This window comes from Leisingera sp. (genome assembly GCF_982940295.1).
In genome coordinates, this window is sequence record NZ_CEYXRG010000004.1 from 121,343 (window position 1) to 134,051 (window position 12,709).

The window sequence follows — 12,709 nt, forward strand, 5'->3', positions numbered from 1 at the left end:
GAAGCCGGACGGCTTACTCGATGATGCCCATGATGTCGCTTTCCTTCATCATCAGCAGCTCTTCGCCGTCGACGGTCACTTCGGTGCCGGACCACTTGCCGAACATGATGCGGTCGCCAGCGGACACGGCCATCTCGATCAGCTCGCCGCTGTCCTTGCGGGCGCCTGCGCCGCATGCAACCACAACGCCTTCGCTCGGCTTTTCCTTGGCGGAATCGGGGATGATCAGGCCGCCTGCGGTTTTTTCTTCGCTTTCGGTGCGGCGCACCAGCACGCGGTCATGAAGCGGTTTCAATGCCATCTTTGCAGCTCCTTGAAAGGCTCAAAGGTTGTTATCTGTTGGACCTCCGCCTCCCCGGCGGGGCCGTTATCACTCACACGGGGTGAGTGCTAACGACGGGGAAGCTAGGAATGCCCCCGCATGTTGTCAACATGGAATCAGCAAAAAAATGAGGGCGCCGGAGCGCCCTCTGTTCCGCCTTTTTCGCGGCCTTATGCGGCCTTGTCTTTCAGGTGCGGAAAGCTGTCCTTAAAGCGGCCGAACTTGTGCGCGCCGCAGGTGACCGGTTCATAGCGCGCCGGGTTTTCCGCACTGACGCAGCTGGCCAGCGGCTGGAACACCGCGTCAGCATCCGCATCAATGAAAAACGGGATAGAATAGCGTTCCCGGCCCGAAGCATTCACCACCCGGTGCAGGTTGGCCAGATACAGATCATTGGTCAGCCGCTGAATCAGATCGCCGATGTTGATGACAAAGGTTCCGGCAACGGGCGGCCCCTCGACCCATTGGCCGTCGCGGTTCATCACCTGCAAACCGCCCACATCATCCTGCGCCAGGATGGTCAGGCTGCCGTAATCCGTATGGGCGCCGATCCCCATCACGCTCTCATCAATCCGGCCCTCCTGCGGCGGGTAATGCAGCAGCCGCTGGATGGTGATCGGGTTCTGCATCCGCGGCACAAAGAAATCCGCCTCCAGATCCAGGCTGACCGCAATCGCCCGCATCAGCCGCTGCGCCAGGCCCTTCATCTCCTGATGATAGCCATAGACCGCGCGTTGAAATTCCGGCTGCGCCGCGGGCCACAGGTTGGGGCCGAAGAACGGCGCATCCCCGGCCAGGCCTTCCGGCCCGATGTCGAAACATTCCTTCAGGTCCTTGGTCTTCGTGGGGTCGGTGTTCTCGCCGAAAATCTCGATATAGCCGCGCAGGGCAAGGCCCGATTTGGAGATATGCAGGTCCATCTTGTCCTGCAGCGGCAGGTCAAAGAACGCCCGGGTCTCATCAAAGGCGCCGTTCACAACCGCCTCCGGCACCCCGTGGTTCTTCACGTAGAAGAAGCCAACGTTGATCAGCGCCCAGCGGATTTCCTTGGCCACCTCAAACAGGCTGCCGCCCGTGTTCAGCGCGCTGACGTCGATCACCGGGATCTTGTCAAAGGAAACCCGCTGCGCCCGCAGCCGGTCCTGAAGCCGGTCGATGTCCTGATCTGCCATTGCTCTCTCCCCTTGTGCAAAGCTGCGCCCGTCATCGGCGCAGACCGGCTCTTGCTCAACAGGGAAAAAATGCAACTCACATGAGTTGAATTAAATCGAACATCGGAAACTGAGATGGAAATAAGCCGCATAGGCAACCGCACACATTAGATTGGAGAAAGCCAAGCTTACAGCTTCACTCCCCCTCCCAGCTTTCCGCCCAATGCACCAGCCCCTCGCGGCCCGCCGCTGTCAGCCGGTAAATGCCGGTTTCCACCCGTTCGAACCAGCCATAGTGGTTCTTGGCCATCAACTGGGTAGCGCGGGCCACGCCGGTGGCCTTGGCGACCTCGCTGCCCTTGCAGGCGCCGGTTCCGGCCAGATGCGCGGCGCAGGCCAGCGCGTCCTGGCGGTAGGCGGTGACAATGCCGTGCCGGGTGGCGCCGCCCGCGTTGGGGTCGCCGCGCAAGGCCTGGAACTCGCGCAGCAGCCGTGACTGTTTCTTCTTGGACTTGCGCGGCGCATACGGCCCGGGATCGCAATGCACCTCCGCCCGGCCGTCCGCCAGCACCGTGATCAGCCCCAGACCCAGCCGCCGGCACATCGCCAGATTGTCCTTCAGCATCCGCCGCGCCTGCCGCCCGTTGGGCCGCGGCACCGCGATATAGACATGGTCGGTGATGGCCAGACGGGCCACCGCCTGGTGAAACAGCGACAGCGAAAACTTCAGCTTCAGCTCGACAATCACCGGCGGCTCCGCACCGCGGACCGCCACCACATCGGCGGCCCCCACCTCGCCCTTGACGGCGTAGCCCTGCCCCTCCAGCAGCGCCTTCACCGGCGCATAAAGCTGATCTTCCCGTTCCATGCCCCATGACTGGCATCAAGCGCCGCCCTTGGCAATCCGCCGCCCGAATTTGCGCCCCGGTGCCGGGTTTGCCATTGCCGCGCCCCCTGCTCCGCCCTAGGGTCAAATGCTCAGGCCACAGTTCCGGAACCCCGGGGAAAGGGCGCTTGATGAAACGGATTGCACTTGCCTTGGCCCTGGCGCTGCAGGCCACTGCCGGCTTTGCCGCCTGCCGCGGCATCGACTACCGCGACCACCTGCCGCCCGCCACCGAAGCGCGGCTGGAGCGCGAAATGGCCGCCACCCCGTTTTCCCGCGGCAATCACTGGGTCGCGACCAAGGGCAACCGCACCATCCATGTGATCGGCACCATGCATGGCGGCGATTCCCGCATGGCGCGGGTGATGCGCAACCTGCGCCCGGCGCTGGCCTCGGCCCAGGCCATTTACCTGGAGACAGTGCAAGCCGAAATGGGCGACGTTGACGCCATGCCCGCCTCCCTCGCCCGCAGCTTTCTGCTGCCGCAGGGGCAGGAGCTGCGGCACCTGCTGGGCAAGGAGGCCTGGCAGCATTTCGAGCTGACCGCGCGGGTTTCCGGCGCCAATGTGGAAACCATGAACCGGATGCAGCCCTGGGCGATTTCCATGTTCCTGGTGCAAAGCGGCTGCCGCCCCTATGGCTTTGGCCTGAAGCGCGGCCTGGACGACCGGATCTCGGATTTTGCCAGCCGCAAACGCATCCCCATCGGCGCGCTGGAAACCCCGGCGCAGGCGCTGACCGCCATCGCCAGCCTGCCGCTGCGCGATCAGGCGCGGATGCTGGAACTGGAACTGGAGCTGGTGCAATCGGACAAACCCGAAGACGCCACCCCGGTCGAAGCCTATTTCGACCAAAGCGTCTGGTCCGCCTTCGTGCTCGCGCCGTGGATCAGCGCCCAGTACAGCAGCTTCTCCGGCGCCGAGACCGCGCGGCTGTGGCGCCAGTACAATGACCGCCTGCTGGACCAGCGCAACAAACGCTGGATGAAGGTGATCCTGGCTGCCCGGCAGGAGCGGATCGTGGTTGCGGTCGGCGCGGCCCATTTGCCTGGCAGGAACGGCGTGCTGAACCTGTTGAATGCCAAGGGCTTCAGCCTCAGCCGCGCCCCGTGGTAGGGCTGGGGCGCATCCATTTCCGCCACCCGTTTCAGGACCTGTCTTTCATGCGGCTTTTCCTCTCCGTTCTCTTCCTGCTGCTGCCCGCCGCGCTGTGGGCCGCCTGCACCGGCACCGATCTGCGCACCACAATTCCGGCGGACGATTTGGCCCGCCTGCACGCACGGGCCGCGGCGGCCCCCTTTGCCGAAGGCAACCACTGGATTGCCCGCCGCGGCGCCCGCACTGTTCACGTGATCGGCACCCTGCACATCAACGACCCGCGGATGGACCGGATCACCAGCGCTCTGGCACCGGTGGTCCGCCAGGCCGATCTCTTGCTGATGGAGGCCAGCCCCGCCGACAAGGCCGCGTTTGAAAATGAGCTGGGCCTCACCCCGTCGCTGATGCTGATCACCGAAGGCCCGACGCTGATCGACCGCCTGCCGCAGGAGGAGTGGGAGAGCCTCTCCGCCAAGGCCCGCGCGCACGGGGTCGCGCCCTGGATGGCCGCCAAGATGCGGCCCTGGTTCCTGGCCCTGTCGATGGCGGTGCCGCCCTGTGTGCTGCGGCAGCCGGAGTTCAAGAACGGCCTTGACCTGCGCCTGGCCGCCGCTGCCGAGGAGGCCGGCGTGCCAATCCGGTCGCTGGAAGACCCGATGTCCGTGATCCGGATGCTGGACGGCGACCCGCTGGAGGAGCAGGTCCGCCAGCTGCGCGCCTTTACCGCTCTGCTGGGCGGCGGCCAGGACAATTTCTTTACCACGGCTGAGGCCTATTTCGACCAGCAGGTGCTGCACGCCCTGTACCTGAGCGAGCAGGAGTTTCTGGAAAGCGGCGCCCTGACGCAGGAAGAGCGGGAGGCCATCTGGACCGACGCGATGCAAGAGCTGCTGGATCAGCGCAACCAGGCCTGGATCCCGGTGATTGAAGCGGCTGAGGACGGCGTGATCGTGGTGGCCGCAGGCGCGCTGCACCTGCCGGGGGAGAACGGCGTGCTGAACCTGCTGCAGCAGCAGGGCTACACCCTCGAACGCGCGCCCTTCTGAGCACATCGCCGCATTGCAGCAGCAGCGGGGTGACAAGCGTGCGCGCCGGTCCTATAAGGCGCGCAAATCTCCCCTTTACTGACCTCATGAGTGAACAGGACACCCCCATGACCATTCAAGTTTTCGGCCATAAATCCCCCGACACCGACTCCACCGGCTCCCCGATCGTCTGGGCCTGGTACCTGAACGAGGTAAAAGGCGTTGCTGCCGAGCCCAAGCTGCTGGGCGAGCCGAACACCGAAGCGGCCTTCATGCTGCAGCGCTGGGGCCTGGAGAAGCCGGAAATCATCGCCGACGTGGCTGATGACGCGGCTGTTGTGATCGTCGACACCAACAACCCGGCCGAGCTGCCCGCCAACATCAACGGCGCCGACGTGCAGGCGATCATCGACCACCACAAGCTGGTCGGCGGCCTGGAAACCAAAGGCCCGATCGACATCACCATCCGCCCGCTGGCCTGCACCGCCACCATCATGCACGACCTGATGGGCGACGATGCCGCCAAGATGCCCGAGGCGGTCAAGGGCGCGGCGCTGACCTGCATCCTGTCCGACACCCTGGAATTCCGCTCGCCGACCACCACCGCCCACGACAAGGCCGTGGCCGAAAAGCTGGCTGCCGACCTGGGCATCAATATCGCCGAATACGCGGCTGAGATGTTTGCTGCCAAGTCCGACGTCTCCTCCTTCTCCGATGCCGAACTGCTGCGCATGGACTCCAAGGAATATGAGGTCGACGGCACCAAGTTCCGCGTCTCCGTGCTGGAAACCACCGCGCCGGCCGTGGTGCTGGACCGCAAAGCGTCGCTGATGGACACCATGACCACCGTCGCGTCTGAGGACGGCGTCGATCAGGTGCTGCTGTTCGTGGTCGACATCCTGAACGAGGAAGCCACCCTGCTGGTGCCGAACGACCTGGTCAAGACCGTGGCAAGCAAGTCCTTCGGCGCCGATGCCTCGGGCGACACCGTGGTGCTGCCGGGCATCATGTCCCGCAAGAAACAGATCATTCCGAACCTGAAAGTGTAATCCGCTTCAGGTTTGCAGAACCGCAAAAGGCGCCCCGCGGGGCGCCTTTTTTCGTGGCGGGATGCTGTGGCGGTCTGTGCCCGCGGGCTTGGAGCCCCCTGTCTTTGCTGATCATGCGGAGACCGCGGTGCGGCGCCCAGCAGGCATCTGCGCGTTTGTTCCGGTTCGGGTTCCGGCCCCAAATAACAGCAAGGCCGCTTCCGGCGAAGCTGCCTTGATCCGCTTGGCTGGCCGGAGCGCCCGGACAGATGCATCAACGGCCATCTTGACACCCTGAGTCCGCCCAACCCGCTGAAACTGTTTTCGGAAATCCAGCAAACGGTGCCGTAGGCAAAGGCATCTGGCTGGCGCCGCCAATCACCGGCCGGCTTTGCCCCCCGGCGTACCTGACGCCCCTCGCTCGCAAAGGCCGCCGTTACTCACTACACGCGTGCGCCTGCCAGACACCGCGGCCCCGCCAGCTGGCCGGACCGCGCAACAATGTTGCCCAACCGCCGGCCCCGCGCCAATCTATCGATATTGATAGGGTTGGAATTCTGCCAGGATGGAGTGCGTCCCGGCCGCGCCGCGGGACCGTACGGGTCAGGCCGAACGCGGCAGGGCTGCGCCATCACGGTCCGGCCAGGCTTCGCTGCCGTCGTTGAAATCTTCCCAGGCGGCATCAGCGAGCGGCTCTACTTCCGCCTCAGCCACGGGCCGGGGCGGCTGCGCCGGCACCGGGTCCGCGCGTGTCTCTGCCGCTGCGGCCTCCACGGCGTTCCCGCCGCCGCGCAGGACAAACTGGCGCACCAGCCGGTTGAGCCCCACGGTCTCGGCATTCATCGCGCGGATGGCAGAGCCGGCCTGGACAACCATGGACGCATTCTGCTGGGTCACCTGATCCAGCTGGGACACACCCGAATTGATCTCATTCAGCCCCTGCGCCTGCTCGCCGGATTCGCTGGAGATGCCGGACACCAGCTCGGCGATGGTGCCGACCTGGCTGACAACCCCGGTCAGCGCCTGGCCGGCGCCATCCACCTTGCGCACACCGTCTTCCACATGGGCGGTGCTGGCACTGATCAGGGTCTTGATTTCATTGGCCGCCTCCGAAGAGCGCTGCGCCAGCGCCCGCACCTCCGAGGCCACCACGGCAAAGCCGCGCCCGACCTCGCCGGCCCGGGCCGCCTCGACCCCGGCATTGAGCGCCAGCAGGTTGGTCTGGAAGGCTATGTCGTCGATCACCCCGATGATTTGCGAAATCTGATGCGAGGACTGCTCGATCTCGTTCATTGCGGCAATGGCGCCTTCGACCACTTCGCCGCTGCGCTCCACCTCCTTGCGGGCAGTGTTCACCACGTCCTGCACCTGCTGGGCGTTGTGCGCCGAGGAGTTGACGCTGGCGGTCATCTGCTCCAGCGCGGCGGCGGTTTCCTCCAGCGTCGCTGCCTGGCTTTCGGTGCGCGACGACAGATCATCCGACGCGGCTTGGATTTCAGCCGATTGCTGCTGAATGCGGGCGCCGGCCTGAACCACGTCGGACATCAGCTCATTCAGCTTGTCGACGGTTTCATTGTAATTCACGCGCAAAGCGTCGTAATCGCTATTGAATTTCTCACCGATCCGGTCGCTCAGGTCGCCATTGGACAGCCGCTGAAGACCGCTGCGCAAGCGCTCGATCACCTGCTCGCTTTCCTCGCGCAGCGCGTTCTGTTCTTCCAGAGCGTCGATCACCCGGGCCGACACCCTATCAATGTCCTTGGCGATTTCTCCGAAATCGTCGCTCCGCATCCTGTCGGAAACCCTGATGCCGAATTCACCCTCGGCCACTTCCTGCAGGGCATCGCGCAGCCGGCCGACCGGGCGCACGATGTTGAGCATCATTTTGCGGGCATTGTAGATTGACAGGAGGATCAGGGCAGCGGAGACCGCGAGCAGCGAATAAAGCAGCATCATGTCATGGGCGCGGGCAGACACGGCTGTCGCGCGCGCGTTGCTGACGATCCTGTCCCCAAGCGGGCCGAGGACGGCCCCAAGCTGCTCAGACTGCAGCTGGAATGCCGACAGCGCCGCATCCAGCCCGGCGCCGCCGTTGAGCGCGGCATCCGTGGTCCCGCCGGCCGAGAGCAGAAACTGGTCCACTTGCGGCAGCGCCGTTTCCAGCAGGCCGCGCACATCGTCTTCCAGATCCATGGCCTGAAGCGCCGACAGCTCCTGACGGAAGATCGCATCTCTCTCTGCCACTTCGGCCCGTGCGTCTGCCCTTGCCGTTTGCGCGCCATCCCGCCCGGCCAGAACGGCGGCAAACACCGAAGCCTCCACCGCGTCATGCATCATGTCTGCCCGCAGCACATGACGGGAGGCCTGCGTCGCGCTGATCTGCCGTTCCAGTTCCAGCTCGCTTTGCCAGAGGCTGTAAACCGCGAAGGAGGACAGAATCAAAATCGCGGCGACCGAAATGATACCGGAGATAAGAAACCGGGACTTCATGGACATCGTACGGAACATGGGCAACACACCTTAAAGCTGATTGTGACGCCTATTATTTCCGCTTAGATTTAATCACTCCTGAAGCCGCAGAGGCCCTGACACGTTTTTGCGCGCTTTTTTTGGTGCCGCGCCCGCCGCCGCTGCACTGGCCTTCGCCAGGAGGCTCTGCCATAGGTGAGACCAAAGGACCTTTGCGCGAAAGTAGACCCCATGACCCAGATCATTACCTCCCTTTCCGAAGTCTCCAGCCGTTACAAGGCACTGTTTGTCGACCTTTGGGGCTGCGTGCACAACGGGATCACCGCCTTTCCGGACGCGGTGGCGGCGCTTCAGGCGTACCGGGCGCAGGGCGGTATTGTGGTGCTGGTCACCAACTCCCCGAAACCGCGCGCGGGCGTGGCGGCGCAGCTGGGGCAGTTCAACGTGCCGGAGGACGCCTATGACACCATCTCGACCTCCGGCGATTCCGCCCGGGCGGCGATGTTCACCGGGGCGGTCGGCAACAAGGTGTATTTCATGGGTGAATGGGAGCGCGACGCGGGCTTTTTCGAACCGCTGCATGTGATCCACAACCCGGTGGAGATCACCCGGGTGCCGCTGAAGGAAGCCGAGGGCATCGTCTGCTGCGGCCCGTTCGACCCGCATGCGGACCCGGCAGTGAACCGGCCCGATTTCCTTTATGCCAAGCAGATGGGGATGAAACTGCTGTGCGCCAACCCCGATATCGTGGTCGACCGCGGCGAGACGCGGGAGTGGTGCGCGGGCGCGCTGGCGCGGCTTTATACCGAGATGGGCGGCGAGAGCCTGTATTTCGGCAAGCCGCACCCGCCGATCTATGATCTGGCGCGCCGCCGGCTGGCGGAGCTGGGCCAGGACATTGCCGACGCGGAGATCCTGGCGATCGGCGACGGGCCGCACACCGATATTGCCGGCGCCATGGGGGAAGGCATCGATTCCCTGTTCATCACCGGCGGCCTTGCGGCCAGAGAGACAAAAACATCGGTCCAGCCGGACCCCGAAGCGCTGGAGGCCTATTTGCAAAAGGAACAGTCCGGCCCGACCTATGCCATTGGTTTCCTGCGGTAAAACGCCCCTGCCGGGCAGCAGCCCCCGGGTATCCCGCAGACCTGAACGACCAGACCCCGCCGCAACAGGCGGGGTTTTCTTTTGCCAAACCCTCTTGATTTTCTGCAACTGCAAAGTAATAAAGTTGCGCAAGCGGGCAATGGAGCGCGCAATTATTTCATCGGCACCTGAGGCCAGACAGGTGAACGGAGGATCGAATGTTGGACAACATGCCGCGCGGAACCATCTGCATCGAAGACATCGAGATGGGAATGGTGCGTTACCTGCGCAAAACCATCACCGATGAGGACATCCGGATGTTTGCCGATGTCTCCACCGACCATAACCCGGTGCATATGGATGACGATTATGCCCGCGACACGATCTTTGAGGGCCGGATCGCGCATGGGATGCTGACGGCGGGGCTGATCTCTGCGGTGATCGGCGAGCAGCTGCCCGGCCATGGCACCATCTACATGAGCCAGTCGCTGAAGTTCCTGGCGCCGGTGCGTCCCGGCGACATGGTGCTGGCAGAGGTCGAGGTGACCGACATCGTGATCGACAAGCGCCGCGTGAAACTGGACTGCCGCTGCATCGTCGACGGCAAGAAGGTTCTGGTCGGCGAGGCCATGGTGATGGCGCCGTCGCGCAAGTTCGACTGAGCCGGCAGCCTGCTGGCCAGCCAGCATTTGCCAGCAGTTTCAGCCGCCCGGGGCCTGTGCCCTCGGCGGTTTTGCTTTGCTGGTCTCTGTTGTTTCGTTCGTTTCGTGCCGTTGGAGCACTGTGTCCCGATTAAGGGGGCGGCGCCGCCGGATGAAGGTGGACAGACCCCTCGGGGCCTGCTCGGACAGGATTTCCTGAGCGACCCCCTTTTTATCAGGGCCGGTCTCCGGGTGTTGCGCAGGCAGCCGCACAGATGCCTGCGCCTCGTATCATGGCCCCGCGCGCGGGCCCATGGCGGGTGATCTCGATCGTTTGGCAGGATGGCAGAGCCAGGTGAGGATTGCGTGAAGGGGGCGTGCGGCGGGTGCGCAACGGGCCAAGGCTCAACCACCCCTGTCAGGGTCGGGTTGCGCGTGTTTTGCAGTTGCAGCGTCCCGCGCGCCTGGCGGGGCTGGTTTTGAGTTGAACCCGGAAAGTGATAGCAAGGGAGCCGGTCCTGGTTTTCCAGCTATGAAACACACTGGAGCAAACAATGGTCGAACGAACAGCAACATGCAGATGCGGCCAGCTGACCGCAACCTGCAGAGGTGAGCCGGTCCGGGTCTCGGTATGCCACTGCCTTGAGTGCCAAAAACGCTCCGGCAGTGTCTTTGCCGCTCAGGCCCGTTGGCCGGATGCCGATGTGACGGTCCGCGGAAAGTTTGCAATTTGGGAGCGCGTTGCCGACAGCGGCCACAAGGCAACTTACAAGTTTTGCCCGGACTGCGGTTCGACACTGGCATTTGTAATAGAAGGCTGGCCGGGGGTCATTGCAGTTCCTGTTGGCGCATTTGCAGACCCTCAGTTCCCCGCACCGCGGTTTTCGGTTTATGAGCACCGGAAGCATTCCTGGGTGGAAATTGCAGGCGGGGACGTTGAGCACTCAGCCGATCCAAGCATCGCTTTCACGCAAGGCAAACTGCCCGGCAGCAAGGACTGACGGGCTGAATCTGAAACGACCGCCTGCAGGCACATACCGGCCTTGTGTTGCGCGCCGCCGGGCAGCGCTGGCGCTGTTCCCTGACAGAGCCGCCCCTGCTCTCTTCCTTCCCCCGCCACTGGCCGCTTGAACCGCCGCGCGGGTGCGGGTACGGATGCGCCATGCGTATCGTCAGAGATTTTGAATTCGTCGAAGACCAGGACCGGGGCGCCACCGTTGCCATCGGCAACTTCGACGGCGTGCATTTGGGCCATCAATCGGTGATCGAACTGGCCCGCGAGGCCGCTCCCGGGGCGCCCTTGGGGGTGATGACGTTTGAGCCGCATCCGCGCGAGTTTTTTGCGCCCGATGCCCCGCCCTTCCGGCTGATGCGGGCCGAGACCCGCGCTCACCGGCTGGAGAAGCTGGGGGTGGAGCGGCTGTATGAGCTGAACTTCAACACCGCGCTGTCGAGCCTGACGCCGGAGGAATTCGCCCGCGACGTGATCGCCGAAGGACTGGGGCTGGCGCATGTGGTGGTGGGTGCCGATTTCTGTTTCGGCAAGGGCCGGGTCGGCAATGCCGAAGACCTGCAGAGGTTTGGCGCGCAATACGGGTTTGGCGTCACCATTGCGCCGCTGATGGAGTATTCCGAGCACGCGGTGTCCTCTACCGCGATCCGCAACGCGCTGAGCGAGGGGCGGCCTGCGGATGCCAAGGAGATGCTGGGCCACTGGCACCGGATCGAAGGCGTGGTGATCGGCGGCGAGCAGCGCGGGCGGGAGCTGGGCTTCCCCACCGCCAACATGTCAATCGAGGGGCTGCACCAGCCGCGCTTTGGCGTCTATGCGGTGCTGGTCGATGTCTTGGACGGCCCGCATCAGGGCAGCTATCACGGCGCGGCCTCCATCGGGGTCAGGCCGATGTTCGGCGGCGTGGTCCCGAATATCGAGACCTTCCTGTTCGATTTCTCCGGCGACCTTTACGGGGCAACGCTGTCAGTCGGGCTGGTGGAATTTCTGCGGCCTGAGCTGAAGTTCGACGGGCTGGACGCGCTGACCGCGCAGATGGACGCGGATTGCGCCCAGGCGCGCGAAATCCTGGCGGCGCTATGAGGCGGGGCAAGGACGTGATCGACCGCTCCGGCCTGGGCGCGCGCTTCTGGGAGAAGAAGCCGCTGGCAAAGCTGAGCCAGAAGGAATGGGAAGCGCTGTGCGACGGCTGCGGCAAGTGCTGCCTGAACAAGCTGGAGGATGAGGACAGCGGCGAGGTGGCGCTGACCCGGGTGGCCTGCCGCCTGCTGGACGACAGCACCTGCCGCTGCGCGCAGTATCCGATCCGGCATCAGTTCGTGCCGGAATGCATCGTGCTGAAACCGGACAACCTGGACACCCACGCCTATTGGATGCCGGAAACCTGCGCCTACCGGCTGCTGTGGCAGGGCAAGCCGCTGCCGGAATGGCACCCCTTGCTGACGGGCACCCCGGAGAGCGTGCATGAGGCAGGGGTTTCGGTGCGCGGCTGGACGGTGTCGGAGTTCGAGATCGCCGAAGAAGAGTGGGAAGACCACATCATCGACGAGCCCCTGGGCTGAGCGGGATTGCCCCGCCCTCCGGTCCGGTTTCATTAAGCACCCTTGCAATTCAGGGTTGCAAAGCGCACTCCCCCTCCCGCATTCTGGGAAGAACCGGGCGCCGGGCCGGCACAGCAGCGGCGCCGGGTCCGTACTGGTATTCCATCAGGAGGGCGGTCAATGCCATTCAAGCACGGCGCCTATTTCAGCCGGCGGGAAATCTATAAGGCGAAAGAGTTCCTCTCGACCCTGGGTCTGAGCGGCCGGCAGGCCAATGATATTCAGGCCTGGCACAGGTATCATCTGGCGCGGCAGCTGACCGTCTGGGCCATTGCCGGCACCTGCACCGGCTTCGCAATGGGGTATCTGTTCGCGCAAGTGTTCTGAAAGCGCGAGACAGGCACGGCTTGGAATCCGCCGCAGAACTGCCTACTGCTTGGGGCGTAACCGC

Annotated in this window: 13 protein-coding genes; 9 read left to right on the forward strand and 4 right to left on the reverse strand. The window is 64.2% G+C overall.

All coding sequences use genetic code 11. From position 1 onward, the window contains the following. Positions 1-13 precede the first annotated feature (13 nt). The 3 genes from AC4HIX_RS05395 to AC4HIX_RS05405 form a co-directional block, all read right to left on the reverse strand. Positions 14-301 (reverse strand): co-chaperone GroES, encoded by a 288-nt coding sequence (locus AC4HIX_RS05395; RefSeq protein ID WP_366659158.1) that lies wholly within the window; start codon positions 299-301, stop codon positions 14-16. A 191-nt stretch (positions 302-492) separates the two neighbouring features. Beyond that, positions 493-1,494, reverse strand: coding sequence for an isopenicillin N synthase family dioxygenase (locus AC4HIX_RS05400; RefSeq protein WP_490398190.1), 1,002 nt, complete (start codon positions 1,492-1,494; stop codon positions 493-495). 175 nt (positions 1,495-1,669) lie between these two features. Next, positions 1,670-2,341, reverse strand: coding sequence for a DUF2161 domain-containing phosphodiesterase (locus tag AC4HIX_RS05405; RefSeq protein ID WP_490398191.1), 672 nt, complete (start codon positions 2,339-2,341; stop codon positions 1,670-1,672). Between the two features lie 149 nt (positions 2,342-2,490). Here AC4HIX_RS05405 and AC4HIX_RS05410 point away from each other — a divergent pair, with 149 nt between their 5' ends. From AC4HIX_RS05410 to AC4HIX_RS05420, 3 genes are all read left to right on the forward strand, one after another. Further along, positions 2,491-3,474, forward strand: a complete 984-nt coding sequence (locus tag AC4HIX_RS05410) for a TraB/GumN family protein (RefSeq protein ID WP_475050625.1) — start codon at positions 2,491-2,493, stop codon at positions 3,472-3,474. Between the two features lie 47 nt (positions 3,475-3,521). Beyond that, entirely contained in the window at positions 3,522-4,502 is a 981-nt protein-coding gene (locus AC4HIX_RS05415; protein ID WP_490398192.1) for a TraB/GumN family protein, read from the forward strand. Positions 4,503-4,609: 107 nt separating this feature from the next. Next, the gene (locus AC4HIX_RS05420; RefSeq protein WP_490398193.1) at positions 4,610-5,530 is read left to right on the forward strand and encodes a manganese-dependent inorganic pyrophosphatase; all 921 of its coding nucleotides are present in this window, start codon (positions 4,610-4,612) and stop codon (positions 5,528-5,530) included. Between the two features lie 582 nt (positions 5,531-6,112). On the opposite strand, the gene AC4HIX_RS05425 is transcribed toward AC4HIX_RS05420, so the two are convergent. Then, positions 6,113-8,017, reverse strand: a complete 1,905-nt coding sequence (locus tag AC4HIX_RS05425) for a methyl-accepting chemotaxis protein (protein ID WP_490398194.1) — start codon at positions 8,015-8,017, stop codon at positions 6,113-6,115. A 192-nt stretch (positions 8,018-8,209) separates the two neighbouring features. Here AC4HIX_RS05425 and AC4HIX_RS05430 point away from each other — a divergent pair, with 192 nt between their 5' ends. The 6 genes from AC4HIX_RS05430 (at position 8,210) to AC4HIX_RS05455 (ending at position 12,645) form a co-directional block, all read left to right on the forward strand. Next, positions 8,210-9,085: a TIGR01459 family HAD-type hydrolase gene (locus AC4HIX_RS05430; RefSeq protein ID WP_490398195.1), complete on the forward strand. Its 876-nt coding sequence runs from the start codon at positions 8,210-8,212 to the stop codon at positions 9,083-9,085. A 197-nt stretch (positions 9,086-9,282) separates the two neighbouring features. Next, the gene (locus AC4HIX_RS05435) at positions 9,283-9,726 is read left to right on the forward strand and encodes a MaoC family dehydratase (protein ID WP_490398196.1); all 444 of its coding nucleotides are present in this window, start codon (positions 9,283-9,285) and stop codon (positions 9,724-9,726) included. A 533-nt stretch (positions 9,727-10,259) separates the two neighbouring features. Further along, positions 10,260-10,706, forward strand: coding sequence for a GFA family protein (locus AC4HIX_RS05440; RefSeq protein WP_490398197.1), 447 nt, complete (start codon positions 10,260-10,262; stop codon positions 10,704-10,706). 161 nt (positions 10,707-10,867) lie between these two features. After that, positions 10,868-11,800: a bifunctional riboflavin kinase/FAD synthetase gene (locus tag AC4HIX_RS05445; protein WP_490398198.1), complete on the forward strand. Its 933-nt coding sequence runs from the start codon at positions 10,868-10,870 to the stop codon at positions 11,798-11,800. Further along, on the forward strand, positions 11,797-12,279 hold the full coding sequence (locus tag AC4HIX_RS05450) for a YcgN family cysteine cluster protein (protein WP_475050610.1): 483 nt from the start codon (positions 11,797-11,799) through the stop codon (positions 12,277-12,279). Before AC4HIX_RS05445 ends, AC4HIX_RS05450 begins: the two co-directional genes overlap by 4 nt. 159 nt (positions 12,280-12,438) lie before the next feature. Further along, positions 12,439-12,645, forward strand: a complete 207-nt coding sequence (locus AC4HIX_RS05455; RefSeq protein WP_490398199.1) for a hypothetical protein — start codon at positions 12,439-12,441, stop codon at positions 12,643-12,645. Positions 12,646-12,709 lie beyond the last annotated feature (64 nt).

Excerpts from the sequence above, each read along its gene's own strand:
- AC4HIX_RS05435 (WP_490398196.1), top strand. The coding sequence starts at position 9,283 with ATGTTGGACAACATGCCGCGCGGAACCATCTGCATCGAAGACATCGAG.
- AC4HIX_RS05455 (WP_490398199.1), top strand. The coding sequence starts at position 12,439 with ATGCCATTCAAGCACGGCGCCTATTTCAGCCGGCGGGAAATCTATAAG.
- AC4HIX_RS05405 (WP_490398191.1), bottom strand. The coding sequence starts at position 2,341 with ATGGAACGGGAAGATCAGCTTTATGCGCCGGTGAAGGCGCTGCTGGAG.
- AC4HIX_RS05430 (WP_490398195.1), top strand. The coding sequence starts at position 8,210 with ATGACCCAGATCATTACCTCCCTTTCCGAAGTCTCCAGCCGTTACAAG.
- AC4HIX_RS05425 (WP_490398194.1), bottom strand. The coding sequence starts at position 8,017 with ATGTTCCGTACGATGTCCATGAAGTCCCGGTTTCTTATCTCCGGTATC.
- AC4HIX_RS05450 (WP_475050610.1), top strand. The coding sequence starts at position 11,797 with ATGAGGCGGGGCAAGGACGTGATCGACCGCTCCGGCCTGGGCGCGCGC.
- AC4HIX_RS05420 (WP_490398193.1), top strand. The coding sequence starts at position 4,610 with ATGACCATTCAAGTTTTCGGCCATAAATCCCCCGACACCGACTCCACC.
- AC4HIX_RS05445 (WP_490398198.1), top strand. The coding sequence starts at position 10,868 with ATGCGTATCGTCAGAGATTTTGAATTCGTCGAAGACCAGGACCGGGGC.
- AC4HIX_RS05400 (WP_490398190.1), bottom strand. The coding sequence starts at position 1,494 with ATGGCAGATCAGGACATCGACCGGCTTCAGGACCGGCTGCGGGCGCAG.
- AC4HIX_RS05395 (WP_366659158.1), bottom strand. The coding sequence starts at position 301 with ATGGCATTGAAACCGCTTCATGACCGCGTGCTGGTGCGCCGCACCGAA.
- AC4HIX_RS05440 (WP_490398197.1), top strand. The coding sequence starts at position 10,260 with ATGGTCGAACGAACAGCAACATGCAGATGCGGCCAGCTGACCGCAACC.
- AC4HIX_RS05410 (WP_475050625.1), top strand. The coding sequence starts at position 2,491 with ATGAAACGGATTGCACTTGCCTTGGCCCTGGCGCTGCAGGCCACTGCC.
- AC4HIX_RS05415 (WP_490398192.1), top strand. The coding sequence starts at position 3,522 with ATGCGGCTTTTCCTCTCCGTTCTCTTCCTGCTGCTGCCCGCCGCGCTG.